Origin of the sequence: Streptomyces sp. NPDC029044 (genome assembly GCF_040637495.1) — a bacterium.
Taxonomy (GTDB): Bacteria; Actinomycetota; Actinomycetes; order Streptomycetales; family Streptomycetaceae; genus Streptomyces.
Window position 1 is genome coordinate 281187 of the sequence record NZ_JBEZWN010000003.1, and the last position, 20375, is coordinate 301561.

Below are 20375 nucleotides of genomic sequence, written 5' to 3' on the forward strand. Positions count from 1 at the left end.
CACGCGCCCGGCAGGGGTTGTGCACAGCTGTGGAGTTGTCCACAGGGTCTGACGCGTTTCGGCCGCCGGTTGTACGGTCGGCACGAGTTGATGTTCGTGCGCGTGCGGGGGAGGCGGTCGGGATGATCAGGGCTGGAGCTCAGGACGAGGGCGGGGCCACGGCGAGGGACGGGGCGCCGCGCCGGCTGCCCAAGGTGCGTGGCTTCGCCGAATGGCCGGCCGAGGGCTCGCCCAAGGACGAGGGCAAGGCCCTGCGCAAGCGGATCCCGCGCGGCGCGCACGCCACGCTCGACCTGGACGCGTCCCGGCCCGACGCGGTGAGCGCCGTCGAGGAGTCCGGCCGTGGGCGGCTGCCCGAGCTGGCCCCGATCCGGGTCGGCCGCATGACCGCCACCCCGTTCGCGTTCCTGCGCGGAGCGGCGGGCCTCATGGCGTACGACCTGGCGCGCACGCCCATGACCGGGATCCGGGCCCAGATCTGCGGCGACGCCCACGCCGCCAATTTCGGCCTGTACGGCGACGCGCGCGGCGGCCTGGTCATCGACCTGAACGACTTCGACGAAACGGTGCCCGGCCCCTGGGAGTGGGACCTCAAGCGTCTCGTCGCCTCCCTGGTGCTCGCGGGCCGGGTGGCGGGCGCCGACGAGGACCAGTGCCGCAAGGCGGCCTACGACGCGGCGGGCGCCTACCGCAGGACCATGCGGCTCCTGGCCAGGCTCCCGGTGCTGGACGCGTGGAACGCCATCGCGGACGAGGAGCTCGTCTCCCACGCGGACGCCCATGATCTGCTCGGAACGCTGGAGCGGGTCTCGGAGAAGGCCCGGCACAACACCAGCGGCCGCTTCGCGGCCAAGTCGACCGAGGCGACCGAAGACGGCGGGCGCCGCTTCGTCGACGCCCCGCCGGTGCTGCGGCGGGTCCCGGACGCCGAGGCCGCGGCGGTGGCGGCGTCCCTGGAGGAATACGTCGGCACCCTTCAGGAGGACCGCCTGCCGCTCCTCGCCCGGTACGCGGTGCAGGACGTGGCCTTCCGGGTCGTCGGCACGGGCAGTGTCGGCACCCGGTCCTACGTCGTGCTGCTCCTCGACCACCGGGGCGAGCCGCTGGTGCTCCAGGTGAAGGAGGCGCGGGCGTCGGCGCTGGTACCGCATCTGGTGAAGGCCGGTTTCGAGGCACCGGAGGCCGGTCACGAAGGGCGGCGGGTCGTGATGGGCCAGAAGCGGATGCAGGTCGTGAGCGACAACCTGCTGGGCTGGACGTCGGTCGACGGCTTCCCCTTCCAGGTCCGCCAGTTCCGCAACCGCAAGGGCAGCGTCGACCCGGCCGCGCTGGCCGCCGACCAGATGGACGACTACGGCCGCATGACCGGGGCGCTCCTGGCCCGCGCGCACGCACACAGCGCCGATCCGAGACTCATCGCCGGGTACTGCGGGAAGAACGAGGAGCTTGACGAGGCGATGGCGGACTTCGCCGTGGCCTACGCCGACCGGACCGAGGCGGATCACGCGGATCTGGTGGCCGGAGTGCGGGCGAGGAAGGTGGCCGCGGAGGTGGGGGTGTAGGGCCAGCGGGCTTTGAGCGCGGGTTGCGGGCAAGCGCGGGTGGCGGGCTGCGGGCTGCGGGCTGCCCGTGTGGGCGGCTGCGGGGTGCGGGCTGCCTGTGTGGGCGTCTGCGGGGTGGGGGTTCCCGGTTCAGTGAGGCTGCGGGGGTGGGGCTGGGGGTTCCCGGTTCAGTGAGGCTGCGGGTGCGGGTGCGGGTGCGGGTACCGGTGTCGGTGCCGGCGCGGGCTGCGGCCGCGGATCGCCAGATGTGGCCGGGGGCTGTGGCCGCGGATGGCCGGACGTGGCCGGGGGCTGTGGCTGGGGATCGCCGGACGTGGCCGGGGGCTGTGGCTGGGGCCGGGGGCGTCGGAAGTGGCGCCGTCCGTCGGGTTCGTCCGGCCGGGGCTGCCCTCGGGGCGTGGACGGGGTCGGGCCGTCACCTAGGCTGGTCGGGTGACGACCCCGGAAGCTGAGCAGGATGGTGGCGACGCCGCCCGGCCCGAGGCGCGGCTGGAGCGGGCCGTGCGGGCCGCCGAGCAGGCGTTGATCGAGTACGAGATCGCGGTGGAGACCTTCCGCGTCGAGGTCGAGAACTTCTCCCGGCTGCACGAACAGAAGCTCGGCCCGCTCTACGCCCGGCTCGAGGAGCTGGACGCCCGGATCCTGGAGGCCAGAGCCGCCCGCAGCGGCGACCCCGCGGACCGCCAGCGGGCGGAGGAGGCCAGGGCCCGGCTCGCCCCGATCCCCGGCGTCGAGGATCTGCTGCACGGCTGGATGGACGGCAGCGGTCTGTTCCCGGAGGCCTCCGCGATGCTCACGGACCAGCCGGTCCGGCCCCCGCAGCGGGTCCGCCCCAGCGAGGAGGCCCGCAAGCTCTACCGCGACCTCGCCCGCAAGGCCCACCCGGACCTGGCCCAGGAGGAGAAGGAGCGCGCGCGGCGCGAGGAGTTCATCACGCGGGTCAACGCCGCCTACGCCCGGGGCGACGAGGCCGAGCTGCGTGAACTCGCCGAGGAGTGGGCCAAGGGACCCGAGCTGAAGCGGGGCCCGAGCCGCGCCGAGGAGCTCTACGCCCGGCTCGAATGGCTCGCCCAGCGCAAGGAGCTGCTCGGCCTGCTCGCCAGGGAACTGGAGGACAGCGCCATCGGCCACATGCTCCAGCTGGCCCCGGACGACCCGGACCGGCTCCTGGACGAGATCGGGCAGGGCCTGCTCTCCCAGGTCACCGAACGCGAGACGGAGCTGGCCGCGCTGCTCGGCGAGGACGAAGGGCAGGGCCAGGGTCAGGGCGAGGGTCAGGGCGAGAGCGAGGGCCAGGTCTGAGCCGTGCCCCGGTCGGGGCACTGGCCGGTTCCGGTAGCGTCGGACGCATGAGTTTTGGAGCTGGTGTGCCCACGGTCGCGGTCGCGGACCTCAAGGACGGCGACTTCCTGCTGGACGTCCGGGAGGACGACGAGTGGAAGGCCGGTCATGCCGAAGGGGCGCTGCACATCCCCATCAGCGAGTTCGTCGCCCGCTACGGCGAGCTGGCCGAGGCCGCCCCGCAGGACGGGCGGGTCCATGTGATCTGCCGCTCCGGCGGACGGTCCGCCCAGGTCACGATGTACCTGGCCCAGCAGGGCATCGACGCCGTGAACGTCGACGGCGGCATGCAGGTGTGGGAGGCGGTGGGCCGTCCCGTCGTGACGGACGACGGGCAGCAGGGGTTCGTCCTCTAGTTCCGCCCGGACGTGTAGTTCCGCCCGGACGTGCTGGACCCGCCCGTTCTCGTCAGGCCAGTGGGTGGGTCGCCAGGAGGTCCCCCAGGGCCTCTTCGTGTGCGGACGCCGGGCCGAGTGACAGTTCCAGGTGCTTGGCCCAGGCGTGGTAGCGGTGCAGGGGGTAGTCGACGTCGGCGCCGAAGCCGCCGTGCAGATGCTGCGCGGTCTGCACGACCCGGCGTACGCCCTCCGACGCCCAGATCTTCGCGACGGCCACGTCCCCGGCGGCGGGCAGCGGACCCGGGGCCCCGGCGGAGATCCGCCACGCGGCCTGCCACAGCGTGGCCTCCATCGCGCGCAGGTCGATGTAGCGGTCGGCGGCCTGCACGGCGACGGCCTGGAAGGTCGCGATCGGGAACCCGAACTGCTCCCGCTTGCCCGTGTAGTCCCCGGTCATCCGCAGGACGCGCTCCCCGAGGCCGAGGGCCAGCGCACACGTCCCGGTGGCCAGCAGATCCCGCAGCCACTCCCACGCCCCGTCGGCGTCGATCACGTCGCGGGCGGCGAGCCGTGCCGACTCCAGCCGCAGCTCGCCGAGCCGCTCGCCGCTGGTGGAGAACTGCTCGGCGAGGACGGTTCCCTCGTGGCCGCGCGGCACCAGGGCCAGCACGGTCCGGCCGACCTCGGTGTGCGCCGGGACGAGCGTGACGTCCGCATCATGGGCCCACGGCACCGCGGTCTGGACCCCGTCGAGCACCCAGGTGCCGCCGTCCTGCCGGGCGGTCACCGCCTGCTCGGCCGGGTCGTGGCCGGTGCGGCCGTGGGCGGCGACGGTCAGCACGGTCTCGCCCCGGCCGGCCCGGGCGAGCAGGTCCGCCTTCGCCTCTTCGCCGCCGTAGGCCTGGACGGCTGCCGCCGCCGCGCTGCTCTCCAGCAGGGGCACCCTGGCCAGGACCCGCGCCGACTCCCGCAGCACCAGGCACAAGGCGATGGCGTCCAGTCCGGCCCCGCCGTACCGGGTGTCGAGCAGCAGGCTCAGCAGGTCCGCGTCGGCGAGTGTGGCCCACAGGGCCTGGTCGTACGTATCGGCGACGGCGCCGGAGGTGAGGGCCGGGCTGGGCACGGCGTCGGGCGTGACCCCGGCGAACACGCCCCTCGCCGCCTCGGCTGCCGCCTGCTGCTCCTCGGTGAAGGTGAAGTCCACGGTGCCTGTCCTTCCGGCGATCCCGGTGAGCTGACGGGGCGTCAAGATAGAACAGGTTCTAGAAGAAGGGAATGGGTGTACGGGCGGGCGCCGTAGGGTGTCACTCTCATGGACGACCGGCCGGGGCGCCCTGTGGATAACCTGCGGGGGTCCCCTGTGGGCCAGGGGGACCGCGGCTTCGACCGGTCGCGCTCGCCGTACGGTCGGCCTCCGCGGTGTGGCGACGGCCACGGCGGGACCGGCGGGCAGGGGGCTGTGCCCGGGTTGGCGTCCTGAGTACCGTGCCCGTGCCGACGCCGCGCAGTGCCGCGCGGGCGGTACGACGCCCTCGCGGCCGGGCGGGCGGAACGACGGACCGGGATCGTGGAACGGGGCGGAATGGACGCGTACGACGAGGGCTCGGACGCCCGGCACGGCCCGGACGCCCGGCACGGCCCGGACGCCCGGCACGGTCCTGACGTCCGGCACGGTCCGGAGGCGCCGAGCCGGCCGGACGCGCCGAGCCGGCCGGACGCGCCGAGCCGGCCGGACGCGCCGAGCCGGCCGGACGCGCCGAGCCGGCCGGACGCGCCGAGCCGACCGGGCCCGCCCGAGGAGCGGGGCGCACCGGCGGAGTCCGCCGATCCGGTCGAGTCTTCCAGGGACGCCGATCCGGTCGAGTCCTCCGGGACAGCCGATCCGATCGGGCCCTCCGGGACAGCCGATCCGGTCGAGCGCTCGGCGGGCGCCGATCCGGTCGAGCCCTCCGCGGGCGCCGACCCGGTCGAGTCCTCCGCGGGCGCCGATCCGGTCGGGCCGTTCGGGGGCGCCGGTCTGGGTGTGCCGTCCGGCGCTGCTGATCCCGCCGTGCGGTCCGGGCCGGTGGGGCCTCCCGGGCTCGTCGAGTCGCCCGTGTGGTCAGGGTCGGTGTGGCCTTCCGGGCTCGTCGAGTCGCCCGGGTCGTCCGAGCGGTCTGAGCCGTCGGTTTCCTGCCCCCTCGGCGAAGCCCGCACCGGCGTCGCCGCACTCTCCCTCCGCTACCGGATCGCGGTAGCCCTGGCGCTGGCGGTCGTCGCCGTAGGAGTGTGCGTGCATCTGGGGATGACGTTCCTGCACGTCGCGCCGGCGAACACGGTCACCAAGGCGCACGGCAAGGCCGTGGACGACTGGATCTATCCGGAGTTCGAGCAGAACTGGAAGCTCTTCGCGCCGAACCCGCTCCAGCAGAACATCTCGATCCAGGTCCGCGCCGGGATCCGGGGGCCGGACGGCATGACGCTCACCACCGGCTGGTACGACCTGTCCGCCGAGGACGGCCGCGCCATCGACGGCAACCTGCTGCCCAGCCACACCCAGCAGAACGAGCTGCGCCGCGCCTGGGACTTCTACGTCGCCACGCACGACGGCGAGAACCGACCGGTGGGCCTGCGCGGCTCGCTCTCGGAGTCGTACCTTCGCCGGATCATGGTGCTGCGCCTCGACCGTGACGACGCGATACGGGCCGCGACCGGGGGCTCCGGAGTCATCGAGCGGGTGCAGGTGCGCTCCCGGACCAGCAACGTGCCGCCGCCCGAGTGGAGCCGGGAGAAGGTCTCCACGACGCCGTCCTACCGGGAGCTGCCGTGGTGGAGGGTCCCGCAGGACGAGGCCGCGGGAGGGGTGCGGTGAACCGCTTCTCGCTGGCCGTCTCGGGCGCCATCGCCCGCGTCACCGAGGCCGCCCTGGGCCCCTACCAGACGGCCGTCGTCCGCATCGGCTTCAGCGCCACCTGGCTGCTGTTCCTGCTCCGTGAGCTCCCCCACCGCCACGAGCTGTACGGTCCCGACGGACCCTGGAGCTGGGATCTCGCCCAGCAGCTGATCGCATCCAACGGTTCCTTCACCACGCTGATGTGGTCGGACGGCCGGGTCTGGTTCGAGATCGTCTACGCGCTCGGGGTCCTCTCCAGCGCCCTGCTGATGCTGGGCTGGCGCACCCGCACCATGTCGGTGCTGTTCATGGTCGGTGTGCTGTCGTTGCAGAACCGCAGCGTCTTCATGGGCGACGGCGGCGACAACGTGCTGCACCTGATGTCGATCTACCTGGTCTTCACGCGGTGTGCCCAGGTGTGGTCGCTGGACGCCCGTCGGGCCGTGCGGGAGCGGGCGGCGCGCGCGCGGGGTGAGCGGGTCACGGACCGGACCGGACCGGCCCTGTGGGGCGTGCTCGGGGTCGTGCTGGCCGCGGTGACCCTGGTCGGCCGGATGCAGGGCGACTGGCTGATACCGGCGCTGCTGTGGACGGTGTGGGTGGTGCAGGCGCTGTGGTGGCTGGTCGGTCGCCGGGCCGGGACCGGTGAGCCGCGGATCCTGCTGGACGTGATCGGCAACATCGTGCACAACGGCGCGCTGCTCGTGATCATGGCCGAGGCGTGCCTGATCTATGCGACGGCCGGCTGGTACAAGGTCCAGGGCTCTCGCTGGCAGGACGGCACCGCGGTCTACTACCCGCTCCACCTGGAGTACTTCTCGCCCTGGCCGGCGCTCGCCGATCTGCTGTCGGCCAGCGGCACGATGGTGATGCTGGTGACCTACGGGACGGTGTTGGTGCAGGTCGCCTTCCCGTTCACCTTGTTCAACCGGCGGGTGAAGAACGTCCTGCTGGCGGTGATGATGACCGAGCACGCCGTGATCGCCGTGGTCCTCGGTCTGCCGTTCTTCTCGCTGGCGATGATCGCGGCGGACGCGGTGTTCCTGCCGACGGGCTTCCTGCGCCGCCTGGGCTGCCGGGCGGCACGGGCGCGTGACCGGCTCGCGCGCCGGGGCGGGCGTGTGACCCTGCCCGGGCAGCGTGCCCGTGAGAACCCCGACGCCGAGCACGTAGGCTCCGGGGCATGACCGACCCCGTGACCCGCTGGCACCGGCTCGCCGGCGACACCGTGCTGCTCGACGGGTTCCACGCCCTCAAGCACGCGCTGCGTTTCGGTGCGGAGGTGCCGGTGGCGGTCACCGCGGACCGGGCCGCCGCACTGGCCCTGGCCGAGGAACTGGCCCCAGACGTACGGGACGCGCTGGCCGGGCTGCTGACGGAGGTGCCGTACGGGACGTACACGTCGTTCGTGCCCCGCCCGCACCCGACGGCGGTGGCGGCGCTCGCGGTACGGCCCTCCCGGGAGTCGAACCTCGCGGAACTGGCCCGCACGCCCCGCACGGCCCCGGTCGTGGTCCTCGACAACCCGCGCAACCTGGGCAACGCGGGTGCGGTGATCCGCCTGGCGGCCGGTTTCGGGGCGACCGGTGTGGTGACGACCGGGACGGTCGACCCCTGGCACCCCACGGTCGTGCGCGGCGGGGCGGGACTGCACTTCGCGACGACGGTGGAGCGGCTGACCGCCGACGAGCTGCCGCCCGGCCCGCTGTTCGCCCTGGACCCGGAGGGCGACGACATCCGGGGCGTCAAGCTCCCGGACGACGCCGTCCTCGCGTTCGGCTCCGAGCGCACGGGCCTGTCGGCCGAGCTGCGCGCCCGGGCCGACCATCTCCTGTCCCTCCCGATGCGCCCCCAGGTCAGCAGCTACAACTTGGCGACGAGCGTGGCGATGACCCTCTACCACTGGAGTTTCGGGGCGTCCCTTTAGGGGAGCGGGGAGCTGCGCGACAAGCCCCTACGCGCCGGCAGACGCACGATCACCGCACCCCCGAGTGCTCAGGCGTCCCGCCGCACCTCGACCACCCGGAACCGGTTGGCGACGAACGCCCCGTCACACAGCGCCGCACTCGCCGCCGGATTGCCACCGGACCCGTGGAAGTCGGAGAACGCGGCCGTCTGGTTCACGTACACCCCGCCCGTGAGGTTCAGCGACAGCTGTGCCGCCTCCTCCAGGCAGGCTTCCTGCACGTCCCGCTCGACCTCCGCGTCGGTCGTGTACGCCCCGACGGTCATCGCGCCCTTCTCCCGGACGGTCCGCCGCAGCAGCTCCACCGCGTCGGTGGCCGAGTCGACGGCCACGGCGAAGGACACCGGCCCGAAGCACTCGCTCATGTACGCGGCCTCGTCGTCCGGCTTGGCCCCGTCCAGCTTGACGATCACCGGTGTGCGGACGACCGCGCCCGGGAAGTCCGGGTTGGTGATCTCGCGGGAGGCCAGGGCGACCTCGCCCAGCCCCGCCGCGGCCTCCAGCCGGGCCTTCACGTCTGGGTTGACGATCGCGCCGAGCAGCGCGTTGGCCCGGGCGTCGTCGCCCAGCAGGCCGTCCACCGACTTGGCGAGGTCCGCGACCACCTCGTCGTAGGACTTGGGGCCCTGGTCCGTGGTGATGCCCTCGCGGGGGACCAGCAGGTTCTGCGGGGTCGTGCACATCTGGCCGCTGTACAGGGACAGCGAGAAGGCCAGGTTGGCGAGCATGCCCTTGTAGTCGGACGTGGAGTGGACGACGACCGTGTTGACGCCGGCCTTCTCCGTGTAGACCTGCGCCTGGCGGGCGTTGGCCTCCAGCCAGTCGCCGAACTCGGTCGAGCCGGTGTAGTCGATGATGCGGATCTCGGGGCGCAGGGCGAGGGTCTTGGCGATGCCCTCGCCGGGGCGCTCGGCGGCCAGCGCGATCAGGTTCGGGTCGAAGCCGGTCTCCGCGAGCACCTCGCGCGCGACCTGCACGGTGAGCGCGAGCGGCAGTACCGCGCGCGGGTGGGGCTTGACGAGGACGGCGTTGCCGGTGGCGAGGGAGGCGAACAGGCCCGGGTAGCCGTTCCACGTCGGGAAGGTGTTGCAGCCGATCATCAGGGCGATGCCGCGCGGGACCGGGGTGAACTGCTTGTTCATGGCCAGCGGGTCGCGCTTGCCCTGCGGCTTGGTCCACTCGGCGTTGTCGGGCGTGCGCACCTGTTCCACGTAGGCGTACGCCACGGCCTCCAGGCCGCGGTCCTGGGCGTGCGGCCCGCCCGCCTGGAACGCCATCATGAAGGCCTGGCCGGAGGTGTGCATGACGGCGTGGGCGAACTCGTGCGTCCGGTCGCTGATGCGCTTGAGGATCTCCAGGCAGACCACCGCGCGCTGCTCCGCGCCCGCGTCGCGCCAGGCCCGCTGTCCGGCCTTCATGGCGGGCAGCAGCACGTCGAGGTCCGCGTGCGGATAGGTCACGCCCAGGTCGACGCCGTAGGGGGACGTCTCGCCGCCCACCCAGTCGTCCGTCCCGGGCTGGCCGAGGTCGAGGCGGGAGCCGAGCAGGGCGTCGAAGGCGGCCTTGCCCGCCGCCGCGTCCAGGCTGCCGTTCTCCCCGTAGGCCTTCGGGTGCTCGGGGTGCGGGGACCAGTACGCGCGCGTGCGGATCGCTTCCAGCGCCTGGTCGAGGGTGGACCGGTGCCGGGCGATCAGCTCGTGCGCCGAGAGTGCGGCGGTCATGGGTGACCATCTCCTCGTCTCAAGAACTCTTCGTCGAGTTCATGACCTGGGCAGAAACCTGGGCAGGAACACTCGGACAGAGCTAGAGTAACCGAACGATCGGTCGGTTCAAGGGGGTCCGCCGCATCTGTGGAAAACCCCGTGCGGGAGGATCGCGCACATGACAGCACTCGACCTCAGCAGCCCCGTGGCCGTCGTCGGCACCGGCACCATGGGCCAGGGAATCGCCCAGGTCGCGCTGGTCGCGGGCCATCCCGTACGGCTGTACGACACCGCCCCGGGGCGGGCCCGGAAGGCGGCCGAGGCGATCGGTGCCCGGCTGGACCGGCTCGTCGAGAAGGACCGGCTCACCGGCGCCGACCGGGACGCCGCCCGCGCCCGGCTGCTGCCCGCCGAGAACCTCGCCGAGCTCGCCGACTGCGCCCTGGTCGTCGAGGCGGTCCTGGAGCGCCTGGACGTCAAACAGGCGCTGTTCCGCGACCTGGAGGGCATCGTCTCCGACGACTGCCTGCTCACCACCAACACCTCGTCGCTGTCCGTCACCGCCATCGGCGGCGCCCTGCGCGCCCCCGGCCGCTTCGTCGGCCTGCACTTCTTCAACCCCGCTCCGCTGCTGCCGCTGGTCGAGGTCGTCTCCGGGTTCGCCACCGACGTCACCCATGCCACGCGCGCGTACGAGACCGCCCGGGCCTGGGGCAAGACGCCGGTGGCCTGCGCGGACACCCCGGGCTTCATCGTCAACCGCATCGCCCGGCCCTTCTACGCCGAGGCCTTCGCGGTCTACGAGGCGCAGGGCGCCGACCCGGCCACCATCGACGCCGTGCTGCGTGAGTCGGGCGGCTTCCGGATGGGCGCGTTCGAGCTGACCGACCTGATCGGCCAGGACGTCAACGAGTCCGTCACGCAGTCGGTGTGGCAGTCCTTCTCCCACGACGTGCGCTTCACGCCGTCCCTCGCCCAGCGCCGCCTAGTCGAGTCCGGCCGGCTCGGCCGCAAGACCGGCCACGGCTGGTACGACCACCGCGACGGCGCCGAGCGCCCCGAGCCGGACACCGCCGAGCGGCGGCAGCCGCCCGCGTACGTCGTCGCCGAGGGCGACCTGGGGCCGGCCGCCGAGCTGCTCGCGATGATCGGGGAGGCGGGCATCCCGGTCCGCGACGAGAGCGACGACGAGGATCAGGGGGCGTGTCTGCTGCTCCCGAGCGGCGGCCGGCTCGTCCTCGCCGACGGGCAGACCGCCGTGGAGTACCGCGACCTCGTCTACTTCGACCTCGCCCTGGACTACCGCCGGGCCACCCGGATCGCCCTGTCCGCCTCCCAGGACACCTCCCCGCAGGCCATCGCCGAGGCCGCCGGCCTCTTCCAGGCGCTCGGCAAGCAGGTCAGCTTCATCGGCGACATGCCCGGCATGATCGTCGCCCGCACGGTCGCGCGGATCATCGACTTGGCGCACGACGCGGTCGCCAAGGGCGTGGCCACCGAGGAGGACATCGACACCGCGATGCGCCTCGGTGTCAACTACCCCCTGGGCCCCTTCGAGTGGAGCCGCCGCCTCGGCCGCACCTGGGCCTACGTGCTCCTGGACGACCTGCACCGGCGCGATCCCTCGGGCCGCTACGCGCCGTCCCTGGCGCTGTACCGCCACGCCCACGCCCCCGACCCGCGGGAAGGCACCGCCTCATGACCACCGCCAAGCGCGACACCTACACCCCGGACACGTTGCTGTCCGTCGCCGTCCGGGTGTTCAACGAGCGTGGCTACGACGGCACCTCCATGGAGCACCTCTCCAAGGCGGCCGGCATCTCCAAGTCGTCGATCTACCATCACGTGGCCGGCAAGGAGGAGCTGCTGCGCCGGGCCGTGAGCCGGGCCCTGGACGGGCTCTTCGGGATCCTCGACGAGGAGCACGCGCGCGTGGGGCGTGCCGCCGACCGCCTGGAGTACGTCGTCCGGCGCATGGTCGAGGTGCTCATCACCGAACTGCCCTACGTGACCCTGCTGCTGCGCGTGCGGGGCAACACCGACACCGAGCGGTGGGCCCTGGAGCGGCGCCGCGACTTCGACCACCGCGTCGCCGACCTGCTCAAGGCCGCCGCGGCGGACGGGGACGTGCGCGCCGACATAGAGGTCCGGCTGGTGACCCGGCTGGTCTTCGGCATGATCAACTCGATCGTCGAGTGGTACCGGCCGGACGGCCGCGGCATGAACGAGCGCGAGGTGGCCGACGCGGTGGTGCAGGTGGCCTTCTCAGGCCTGCGCAAGGCCGCCTGACGCGACATGCGCGAGGCCGTCCGACGGCGGCCCCTTCGCGTGAGTACGCGCGCCTGGGCGGGATGAGTACGCGTGACGATGTCCCGGCCGTGGCGCGGTGATGGGGTGGGGCGCATGCCCGGAAACGACGCGCCGCCTTCCCCCGCCGCTCACCGGACGTGGTGGCGGGCCCCGCTCGTGGCCACCCTGCCCGGCCTGCCGCTCCTCGCGCTGGAGTACCGCTGGTTCGCCGCCCAGGACGGCCCCGGCGCCTTCTCGGGCGTGCTGTTCTGGGCGGCCGGCCTCATCGCGCTCGCCTGGGTGCTGCCCCACCGCCGGTCCCTGCGCGGGCTGCGGATCGCGGCGGCCGGCACCGGACTCGGTTGCGCGCTGCTCCCGGTGATGTTCGCGGTGCTGCTCGGCGCCGCGATGGCCTCGGACTGACGGGCGGGGCCGGGCCGGTCACCCCTGCGGCTCCAGATCCTCCTCCTCGAACACCAGCAGCGTGCGCGAGCTGAGCACCTGCGGGATCGCCTGGAGCCGGGTCAGCACCAGCTCGCGCAGCGCCCGGTTGTCGGACACGTGCACCAGCAGCAGCACGTCGAAGTCGCCGCCGACCAGGGCGATGTGGGAGGCCCCGGGCAGCTGTCTGAGCTCCTCGCGCACCGTGCGCCAGGAGTTCTGCACGATCTTCAGCGTGATGTACGCGGACGTGCCCTGACCCGCCCGTTCGTGGTTGACGCGGGCGCCGAAGCCCCGGATCACGCCGTCCTCGACCAGCCGGTTGATGCGGGCGTAGGCGTTGGCGCGCGAGACGTGGACCCGCTCGGCGACCGACCGTATCGAGGCGCGCCCGTCCGCCTGGAGCATGCGCAGGATGTCCTGATCTATGGCGTCCAGAGGTCGCGGCGGCGGCGGCACGCCGCCGTCGTCCTGCCGCGCGGCCATTTGTTCAGATGCCACCTGCGCCGACCTCCCTACCATGGACGTACTGCGTCCATCTCAGGCTGTGGAGAACCGTTTGTCCACAGCCTGAGGCCACCCATAGCCAAATTGCGCCGTCGACCGAACAATCGGTAGGTGAGGCGGGTCACAGCCGACGCGCCTCTTCGAGCCGCTCCCACGAGGAGGTGCCGTCATGACGGTCATGGAGCAGCGGGGCGCGTACAAGCCCACCCCGCCGCCCGCCTGGCAGCCCCGGACGGATCCCGCGCCGTTGCTGCCCGACGCCGAGCCGTACCGCGTCCTCGGCACCGAGGCGGCCGCGAAGGCCGACCCCGAGCTGCTGAGGACGCTGTACGCGCAGCTGGTGAAGGGCCGCCGCTACAACGCGCAGGCCACCGCCCTCACCAAGCAGGGCCGTCTCGCGGTCTACCCCTCCACCACCGGCCAGGAGGCCTGCGAGGTCGCCGCCGCGATGGTGCTGAAGGAGCAGGACTGGCTGTTCCCCAGCTACCGCGACACCCTCGCCGTGGTCGCCCGGGGCGTGGATCCGGTCGAGGCGCTCACGCTGCTGCGCGGCGACTGGCACACCGGCTACGACCCCCACGAGCACCGGGTCGCCCCCCTGTGCACCCCCCTGGCCACCCAGCTGCCGCACGCCGTGGGCCTTGCGCACGCCGCCCGCCTCAAGGGCGACGACGTGGTCGCGCTGGCCATGGTCGGCGACGGCGGCACCAGCGAGGGCGACTTCCACGAGGCACTGAACTTCGCCGCCGTCTGGCAGGCCCCGGTCGTCTTCTTCGTGCAGAACAACGGCTTCGCGATCTCCGTCCCGCTCGCCAAGCAGACCGCGGCCCCGTCGCTGGCCCACAAGGCCGTCGGCTACGGCATGCCCGGCCGCCTGGTCGACGGAAACGACGCCGCCGCCGTGCACGAGGTGCTCTCCGACGCCGTGCGCCGCGCCCGCGCGGGCGGCGGCCCCACCCTCGTCGAGGCGATCACCTACCGCGTCGACGCCCACACCAACGCCGACGACGCCACCCGCTACCGCGGCGACGCCGAGGTCGAGACCTGGCGCGAGCACGACCCGATCCGGCTGCTGGAGCGCGAGCTGACCGGGCGCGGCCTGCTCGACGAGGCCGGCATCGAAGCCGCCCGCCAGGACGCCGAGACCATGGCGGCGGCCCTGCGCGAGCACATGAACCAGGACCCGGCCCTGGACCCGGTGGACCTCTTCACCCACGTCTACGCCGAGCCCACACCCCAACTGCGCGAGCAGCAGGACCAGCTGCGGGCCGAGCTGGCGGCCGAGGCCGACACCGAGCCGGAAGGCGGCACGCACCGATGACCACCGTCGCCGTCAAGCCGGCCACCATGGCCCAGGCCCTCACGCGGGCGCTGCGCGACGCCATGGCCGCCGACCCCGCCGTGCACGTCATGGGCGAGGACGTCGGCACCCTCGGCGGCGTCTTCCGCGTCACCGACGGACTGGCGAAGGAGTTCGGCGAGGACCGCTGCACGGACACCCCGCTCGCCGAGGCGGGCATCCTCGGCACCGCCGTCGGCATGGCCATGTACGGCCTGCGCCCGGTCGTGGAGATGCAGTTCGACGCGTTCGCCTACCCGGCGTTCGAGCAGCTCATCTCGCACGTGGCCCGCACGCGCAACCGCACCCGCGGCACGATGCCCCTGCCGATCACCATCCGCGTCCCCTACGGCGGTGGCATCGGCGGCGTCGAGCACCACAGCGACTCCTCAGAGGCGTACTACATGGCGACTCCGGGCCTCCATGTCGTCACGCCCGCCACCGTCGCCGACGCCTACGGTCTGCTGCGCGCCGCCATCGCCTCCGACGACCCGGTCGTCGTCCTGGAGCCGAAGCGGCTGTACTGGTCGAAGGACTCCTGGAACCCCGAGGAGCCGACGCCCGTCGAACCCATCGGCCGAGCGGTGGTGCGGCGCCCGGGCCGGAGCGCCACGCTCATCACCTACGGGCCCTCCGTGCCCGTCTGCATGGAGGCGGCCGAGGCGGCGAAGGGCGAGGGCTGGGACCTCGAAGTCGTCGACCTGCGCTCCCTGGTGCCGTTCGACGACGAGACGGTGTGCGCCTCGGTACGGCGGACGGGCCGCGCGGTCGTCGTCCACGAGTCGGGTTCCTTCGGGGGCCCCGGCGGTGAGATCGCGGCCCGGGTCACGGAACGCTGCTTCCACCACCTGGAGGCGCCGGTGCTGCGCGTGGCCGGGTTCGACATCCCGTACCCGCCGCCGATGCTGGAGCGTCACCACCTGCCCGGTGTGGACCGGATCCTGGACGCCGTGGGGCGTCTGCAGTGGGAGGCCGAGAGCTGATGGCACAGGTGCTGGAGTTCAAGCTGCCCGACCTCGGGGAGGGGCTCACCGAGGCGGAGATCGTGCGCTGGCTGGTCGAGGTCGGCGACGTCGTCGCCATCGACCAGCCGGTCGTCGAGGTCGAGACGGCCAAGGCGATGGTCGAGGTGCCGTGCCCCTACGGCGGCGTGGTCACGGCCCGCTTCGGCGAGGAGGGCACGGAACTGCCCGTCGGGGCACCGCTGATCACGGTCGCCGTGGGGGAGAAGCCCGCCGACGGCAACGCCTCCGAGGGCTCGGGCAACGTCCTGGTCGGGTACGGCACCTCCGAGGCGCCCGCGCGGCGCCGCCGGGTCCGGCAGGAGCGGCCGGCGTCCGGCGCGTCCGCGACGGCCGGGCAGTCCGGTGCCGGAACGGCGAACGGGCGGACCGCAGCCGACGCTGCCCCTGTGGACGCGCAGGCCGCGGGCGCCCCGGCGGCGGTGAACGGGCGGGCGGGCGGCCTCGCGACGGAGGACGGACCCGTCCCCGTGATCTCGCCCCTGGTGCGCAGGCTGGCCCGGCAGAACGGCCTTGACCTGCGGGAGCTGACCGGATCCGGCCCCGACGGGCTGATCCTGCGGGCGGACGTGGAGTACGCCCTGCGCGCCGCCGGCCGGGGGGCCACGACGGCTCCGGCGGCCGAGCCGCACCCGCCCGTGCCGCAGGCGCCGAGCCCGGCGCTCGTGCCGGCGTCCTCGGCGACAGCGGCGCCCGCCGAGATCCGCACCCCGCTCAAGGGCATCCGGGGCGCCGTCGCCGACAAGCTGGCGCGCAGCCGCCGCGAGATCCCGGACGCCACCTGCTGGGTGGACGCCGACGCCACGGAGCTGATGCGGGCGCGCACGGCCATGAACGCGGCCGGCGGCCCGAAGATCTCCCTCCTCGCCCTGCTGGCCAGGATCTGCACCGCGGCCCTCGCCCGCTTCCCCGAGCTCAACTCCACGGTCGACGACGAGGCCAGGGAGATCGTCCGGTTCGGCCAGGTGCACCTGGGCTTCGCGGCGCAGACCGACCGGGGCCTGGTCGTCCCGGTCGTACGGGACGCGCACGCACGCGACGCCGAATCGCTGACCGCCGAGTTCGCCCGGCTGACCGAGGCGGGCCGGACGGGGACGCTGACGCCGGGCGACCTCACCGGCGGGACGTTCACGCTGAACAACTACGGCGTCTTCGGCGTCGACGGCTCCACCCCGATCATCAACCACCCCGAAGCCGCCATGCTCGGCGTCGGCCGCATCGTCCCCAAACCGTGGGTGCACGAGGGTGAGCTGGCGGTGCGGCAGGTCGTCCAGCTCTCGCTCACCTTCGACCACCGGGTGTGCGACGGCGGTGTGGCGGGCGGATTCCTGCGGTACGTCGCGGACTGCGTGGAACAGCCGGCGGTCCTGCTGCGGACGCTGTGATTCCTGTTCCTCGTCCGAGCCGGCCTTCGTGATCGCGTCGCTTCCCCCGCGTTCCGTGTGATCGCGGGGGCCCGCATACTCGGGGGGTGACCGCGTACCAGCACCCCGGCGAACCAGGCGCCGCGACCGGCCCCGCGCACGGGGCGGGCCCGGCCCGGTACGACGCCGTCGTGCTCGCCGGTGGTGCCGCCCGGCGTCTGGGCGGCGCGGACAAACCCGGCGTGCGGGTGGGCGGGCGGCCCCTGCTCGACCGGGTGCTCGCGGCCTGCGCCACCGCTCGCACCACCGTGGTGGTCGCCGCGCCCCGCCCGACCGCGCGGCCCGTGACCTGGGCCCGCGAGGACCCGCCCGGCGGCGGACCGCTCGCCGCACTGGACGCCGGGCTCCGCCACACCACCGCCGAACACGTCGTGGTGCTCTCCGCCGACCTGCCGTTCCTGGACGAGACGACCGTGGACCGCATGCTGAGCACGCTGCGGACGAGCGGCCGCGACGGCGTGCTGCTGACCGACCCCGGCGGCCGTGACCAGCCACTCGTGGCCGCCTACCGGGCGCCGCGGCTGCGTGAGGAACTCGCGCTCCTCGCCGGCCGGCACGGCGCCCTCGCCGGTCTGCCCCTGCGGCGCCTCACCGCCGAGCTGGATCTCACCCGCATCTCCGACCCCGTCGCGTCCTTCGACTGCGACACCTGGGACGACATCGCCACCGCCAGGGCACGTATCAGGGAGCATGGGCACGTGTTGGATGAATGGATTTCCGCCGTCAAGGACGAACTGGGGATCGACCTCGCTGTCGACACCCGCGGCCTGCTCGACCTCGCCCGCGACGCCGCCCACGGTGTGGACCGGCCCGCGGCGCCGCTGACCACCTTCCTCGTCGGCTACGCGGCCGCGCAGGCCGGCGGCGGCCCGGAGGCCGTCGCCGAGGCCGCCCGCAAGGCCGAGGCCCTCGCCGCCCGCTGGGCGCGGGAGAGCACCGCTGAGGACCGGCCCTCCGGCGGCGAGCAGCGGCCCGCGCAGGGCGATGTCGCCCCCGACGCCACCCCCGACACCCACCCGGACGCCGGATGACCCCGCACGGCGCCCGAGCCGGTGAGGACGCCGAGGACCTCGACGTCGAGGAGGTGCTCGCCCTCGTGAGGAACAGCAACGGCAGCCAGCTGCCCGACCCGGCAGCACGAGGCGGGACGGACCGCGCCCGCGCCTCCCACCAGCCGGACCCCGCAGCCCGGCCCGACCCCCGCCATCGCGCCACCGCCTGGCCCGATGCCCGGGCCCTCGCGGAACGCGCCGGGCGGCACGCCATCCGGGCCGCCCGCCGTGCCCCGGTCTCCGTCCCCCTCGACACCGCCCTCGGCCTGACCCTCGCCGCCCCGCTCGACGCCCTCACCGACCTCCCCTCCTTCGACACCTCGGCGATGGACGGCTGGGCGGTCTGCGGCCCCGCTCCCTGGCACGTACGGGACGACGGCGTCCTCGCGGGGCACGCCGCCCCCGTGTCCCTCACCGACGGCGAGGCCGTGCGGATCGCCACCGGCGCGCGCATCCCCCCGGACACCACCGCCGTCCTGCGCAGCGAACACGGCCGTACCGACGACAAGGGCCGCCTGTCCGCGACCAGGGACGTCGTCCCCGGCCAGGACATCCGCCCGCGAGGCCAGGAGTGCCGTGCCGGCGACCAGCTCCTCGCCGTCGGCACCCTCGTCACCCCGGCCGTCCTCGGACTGGCGGCGGCGGCCGGCTACGACACCGTCACCGCCGTCCCCCGGGCCCGCGTCGAAGTCCTCGTCCTGGGCGACGAGTTGCTCACGCGGGGCCTGCCGCACGACGGTCTGATCCGGGACGCGCTCGGTCCCATGCTGCCGCCGTGGCTGCGGGCACTCGGCGCCGAGGTGACCGCCGTCCGGCGCGTCCGCGACGACGCCGACGCCCTGCACGAGGCCGTCACCACCTGCGACGCCGACGTCATCCTCACCACCGGCGGCACCGCGGCGGGTCCCGTCGACCACGTCCACCCCACCCTGCGCAGGATCGGCGCCGAACTCCTCGTCGACGGCGTCGCGGTGCGCCCGGGCCACCCCATGCTGCTGGCCCGCACCACGGAGACCCAGCACCTCGTCGGCCTGCCGGGCAATCCGCTCGCCGCCGTCTCCGGCCTGCTGACGCTCGCCGAGCCGCTGCTGCGGATCCTCGCGGCCCGCCCGGCCCCGGAGCCGTACACGATGCCGCTCCGGGACGCCGTGCACGGGCACCCGCACGACACCCGGCTCGTGCCCGTGGTCCTGCGCGGTGACGAGGCCGTGCCGCTGCACTACAACGGCCCCGCCATGCTGCGCGGCATCGCGGCGGCCGACGCGCTGGCCGTCGTACCGCCCGGCGGCGCACGTCCGGGGCAGGAGGCGGAACTGATCGACCTGCCCTGGGCGTCCGGAGGAATCGGGGTGTGTTTCACGTGAAACTTCCGGGCCAGGACGCGATCGCCCGCCAGGCCGACGAGCATCTGGTGACCCATCGGGTGAAACTCCCGCGGAAGGTGGTGGAGCACCCGTTCCGCCAGGTCGCCAAGCGGCTCTCCATCGCCTTGCTGGTGCTCGTCGTGACCGCGCTGATCGTCTACGCCGACCGGGACGGCTACAACGACAACGCCGGCGGTGGCGTCGACCTTCTCGACGCCTTCTACTACGCGACCGTCACCCTCTCCACCACCGGTTACGGTGACATCGCGCCGGCCAGCGACGCCGCTCGGCTCACCAACATCCTCCTCATCACGCCCCTGCGCGTGCTGTTCCTGATCATCCTGGTCGGCACCACCCTCGAAGCCCTCACCGAACGCACCCGGGAGGAGTGGCGACTGACCCGCTGGAGGTCCACGTTGCGCGATCACACCGTTGTCATCGGCTTTGGTACGAAGGGCAGGTCGGCGATCCGGACCGTCTGCGCCACGGGCCTGAAGAAGGAGCAGGTCGTGGTGGTCGACCCCAGTTCCAAGGTGATCGACGCCGCGACCGCCGAGGGCTTCGCCGGCATCGTGGGGGACGCGACCCGCAGCGAAGTGCTCAAGCGGGCCGAGGTGCACAAGGCACGCCAGATCATCATCGCGACCCAGCGTGACGACACGGCGGTCCTGGTGGCCCTGACGGCGCGGCAGCTCAACCGCGGGGCGAAGATCGTGGCGGCGGTGCGGGAGGAGGAGAACGCGCCCCTGCTCAAGCAGTCCGGGGCCGACGCGGTCATCACCAGTGCCAGCGCCGCCGGCCGGCTGCTCGGCCTCTCCGTGCTGAGCCCCTCCGCGGGCATGGTGCTGGAGGACCTCATCCAGCAGGGCAGCGGCCTCGACCTCGTCGAACGGCCGGTGGTCAAGGCCGAGGTGGGCAAGACGCCGCGGGAGGTCGCCGACCTGGTCGTGAGCGTCATACGCGGGCACCGGGTCCTCGGCTACGACGATGCGGCCGTCGGGAGACTGGAGCTGACCGACCGGCTCATCACGATCGTGCGGAAGACCCCGGCCACCCAGGTCGCGCCGGACATCCGCCCGATGCCCCCGATGCCCCGCAACAACTAGGGCCCTTGGGGGCCGGGCAGAAGGACGCCGGCCGCCGCGCACCACCCGG

Annotated in this window: 18 protein-coding genes; 15 read left to right on the forward strand and 3 right to left on the reverse strand. The window is 73.6% G+C overall.

Features of this window, described 5'->3' with window-relative positions; genetic code table 11:
- The first annotated feature begins 122 nt into the window (after window positions 1-122).
- The 3 genes from AB0E85_RS04760 (at window position 123) to AB0E85_RS04770 (ending at window position 3259) form a co-directional block, all read left to right on the forward strand.
- Window positions 123-1562 carry a DUF2252 domain-containing protein gene (locus AB0E85_RS04760; protein WP_361922342.1) on the forward strand — a complete coding sequence of 480 codons (1440 nt, stop codon included), beginning with the start codon at window positions 123-125 and terminating at the stop codon, window positions 1560-1562.
- Window positions 1563-1994: 432 nt separating this feature from the next.
- Window positions 1995-2864: a hypothetical protein gene (locus tag AB0E85_RS04765; RefSeq protein WP_361922343.1), complete on the forward strand. Its 870-nt coding sequence runs from the start codon at window positions 1995-1997 to the stop codon at window positions 2862-2864.
- Between the two features lie 65 nt (window positions 2865-2929).
- Complete coding sequence (locus tag AB0E85_RS04770; protein WP_361922396.1) at window positions 2930-3259, forward strand: rhodanese-like domain-containing protein; 330 nt, start codon at window positions 2930-2932, stop codon at window positions 3257-3259.
- Between the two features lie 52 nt (window positions 3260-3311).
- On the opposite strand, the gene AB0E85_RS04775 is transcribed toward AB0E85_RS04770, so the two are convergent.
- Window positions 3312-4445 carry an acyl-CoA dehydrogenase family protein gene (locus AB0E85_RS04775; protein WP_361922345.1) on the reverse strand — a complete coding sequence of 378 codons (1134 nt, stop codon included), beginning with the start codon at window positions 4443-4445 and terminating at the stop codon, window positions 3312-3314.
- A gap of 813 nt (window positions 4446-5258) precedes the next feature.
- Here AB0E85_RS04775 and AB0E85_RS04780 point away from each other — a divergent pair.
- From AB0E85_RS04780 to AB0E85_RS04790, 3 genes are read left to right on the forward strand one after another with little or no spacing between them, the layout of a single operon-like run.
- On the forward strand, window positions 5259-6092 hold the full coding sequence (locus AB0E85_RS04780) for a DUF5819 family protein (RefSeq protein ID WP_361922398.1): 834 nt from the start codon (window positions 5259-5261) through the stop codon (window positions 6090-6092).
- Complete coding sequence (locus AB0E85_RS04785) at window positions 6089-7300, forward strand: HTTM domain-containing protein (protein ID WP_361922347.1); 1212 nt, start codon at window positions 6089-6091, stop codon at window positions 7298-7300. Before AB0E85_RS04780 ends, AB0E85_RS04785 begins: the two co-directional genes overlap by 4 nt.
- Complete coding sequence (locus AB0E85_RS04790; protein WP_361922349.1) at window positions 7297-8040, forward strand: TrmH family RNA methyltransferase; 744 nt, start codon at window positions 7297-7299, stop codon at window positions 8038-8040. The genes AB0E85_RS04785 and AB0E85_RS04790 overlap by 4 nt, the downstream gene beginning before the upstream one ends.
- A 68-nt stretch (window positions 8041-8108) precedes the next feature.
- Here the strand turns inward: AB0E85_RS04790 and paaN are convergent, their stop codons facing one another.
- Window positions 8109-9800, reverse strand: coding sequence for a phenylacetic acid degradation protein PaaN (paaN, locus tag AB0E85_RS04795; RefSeq protein WP_361922351.1), 1692 nt, complete (start codon window positions 9798-9800; stop codon window positions 8109-8111).
- Between the two features lie 160 nt (window positions 9801-9960).
- On the opposite strand from paaN, the gene AB0E85_RS04800 reads away from it, so the two are divergent.
- The 3 genes from AB0E85_RS04800 (at window position 9961) to AB0E85_RS04810 (ending at window position 12494) form a co-directional block, all read left to right on the forward strand.
- On the forward strand, window positions 9961-11484 hold the full coding sequence (locus AB0E85_RS04800) for a 3-hydroxyacyl-CoA dehydrogenase (RefSeq protein WP_361922352.1): 1524 nt from the start codon (window positions 9961-9963) through the stop codon (window positions 11482-11484).
- On the forward strand, window positions 11481-12071 hold the full coding sequence (locus AB0E85_RS04805; RefSeq protein ID WP_361922354.1) for a TetR/AcrR family transcriptional regulator: 591 nt from the start codon (window positions 11481-11483) through the stop codon (window positions 12069-12071). The genes AB0E85_RS04800 and AB0E85_RS04805 overlap by 4 nt, the downstream gene beginning before the upstream one ends.
- A gap of 114 nt (window positions 12072-12185) precedes the next feature.
- On the forward strand, window positions 12186-12494 hold the full coding sequence (locus AB0E85_RS04810; RefSeq protein WP_361922356.1) for a hypothetical protein: 309 nt from the start codon (window positions 12186-12188) through the stop codon (window positions 12492-12494).
- A gap of 18 nt (window positions 12495-12512) precedes the next feature.
- Here AB0E85_RS04810 and AB0E85_RS04815 read toward each other — a convergent pair whose 3' ends face one another.
- Window positions 12513-12998: an Lrp/AsnC family transcriptional regulator gene (locus tag AB0E85_RS04815; RefSeq protein ID WP_361922399.1), complete on the reverse strand. Its 486-nt coding sequence runs from the start codon at window positions 12996-12998 to the stop codon at window positions 12513-12515.
- Between the two features lie 190 nt (window positions 12999-13188).
- Here AB0E85_RS04815 and pdhA point away from each other — a divergent pair, with 190 nt between their 5' ends.
- The 6 genes from pdhA to AB0E85_RS04845 all read left to right on the forward strand — a co-directional run bounded on the left by pdhA (window position 13189) and on the right by AB0E85_RS04845 (window position 20326).
- Window positions 13189-14340 carry a pyruvate dehydrogenase (acetyl-transferring) E1 component subunit alpha gene (pdhA, locus tag AB0E85_RS04820; RefSeq protein WP_361922358.1) on the forward strand — a complete coding sequence of 384 codons (1152 nt, stop codon included), beginning with the start codon at window positions 13189-13191 and terminating at the stop codon, window positions 14338-14340.
- Window positions 14337-15341 carry an alpha-ketoacid dehydrogenase subunit beta gene (locus AB0E85_RS04825; protein ID WP_361922360.1) on the forward strand — a complete coding sequence of 335 codons (1005 nt, stop codon included), beginning with the start codon at window positions 14337-14339 and terminating at the stop codon, window positions 15339-15341. Before pdhA ends, AB0E85_RS04825 begins: the two co-directional genes overlap by 4 nt.
- On the forward strand, window positions 15341-16765 hold the full coding sequence (locus AB0E85_RS04830) for a dihydrolipoamide acetyltransferase family protein (RefSeq protein ID WP_361922361.1): 1425 nt from the start codon (window positions 15341-15343) through the stop codon (window positions 16763-16765). The genes AB0E85_RS04825 and AB0E85_RS04830 overlap by 1 nt, the downstream gene beginning before the upstream one ends.
- 86 nt (window positions 16766-16851) lie before the next feature.
- Entirely contained in the window at window positions 16852-17835 is a 984-nt protein-coding gene (locus AB0E85_RS04835) for an NTP transferase domain-containing protein (RefSeq protein ID WP_361922363.1), read from the forward strand.
- On the forward strand, window positions 17832-19220 hold the full coding sequence (locus AB0E85_RS04840; protein WP_361922365.1) for a molybdopterin molybdotransferase MoeA: 1389 nt from the start codon (window positions 17832-17834) through the stop codon (window positions 19218-19220). The genes AB0E85_RS04835 and AB0E85_RS04840 overlap by 4 nt, the downstream gene beginning before the upstream one ends.
- The gene (locus AB0E85_RS04845) at window positions 19217-20326 is read left to right on the forward strand and encodes a potassium channel family protein (RefSeq protein WP_361922366.1); all 1110 of its coding nucleotides are present in this window, start codon (window positions 19217-19219) and stop codon (window positions 20324-20326) included. The genes AB0E85_RS04840 and AB0E85_RS04845 overlap by 4 nt, the downstream gene beginning before the upstream one ends.
- The last annotated feature ends 49 nt before the right edge of the window (window positions 20327-20375 follow it).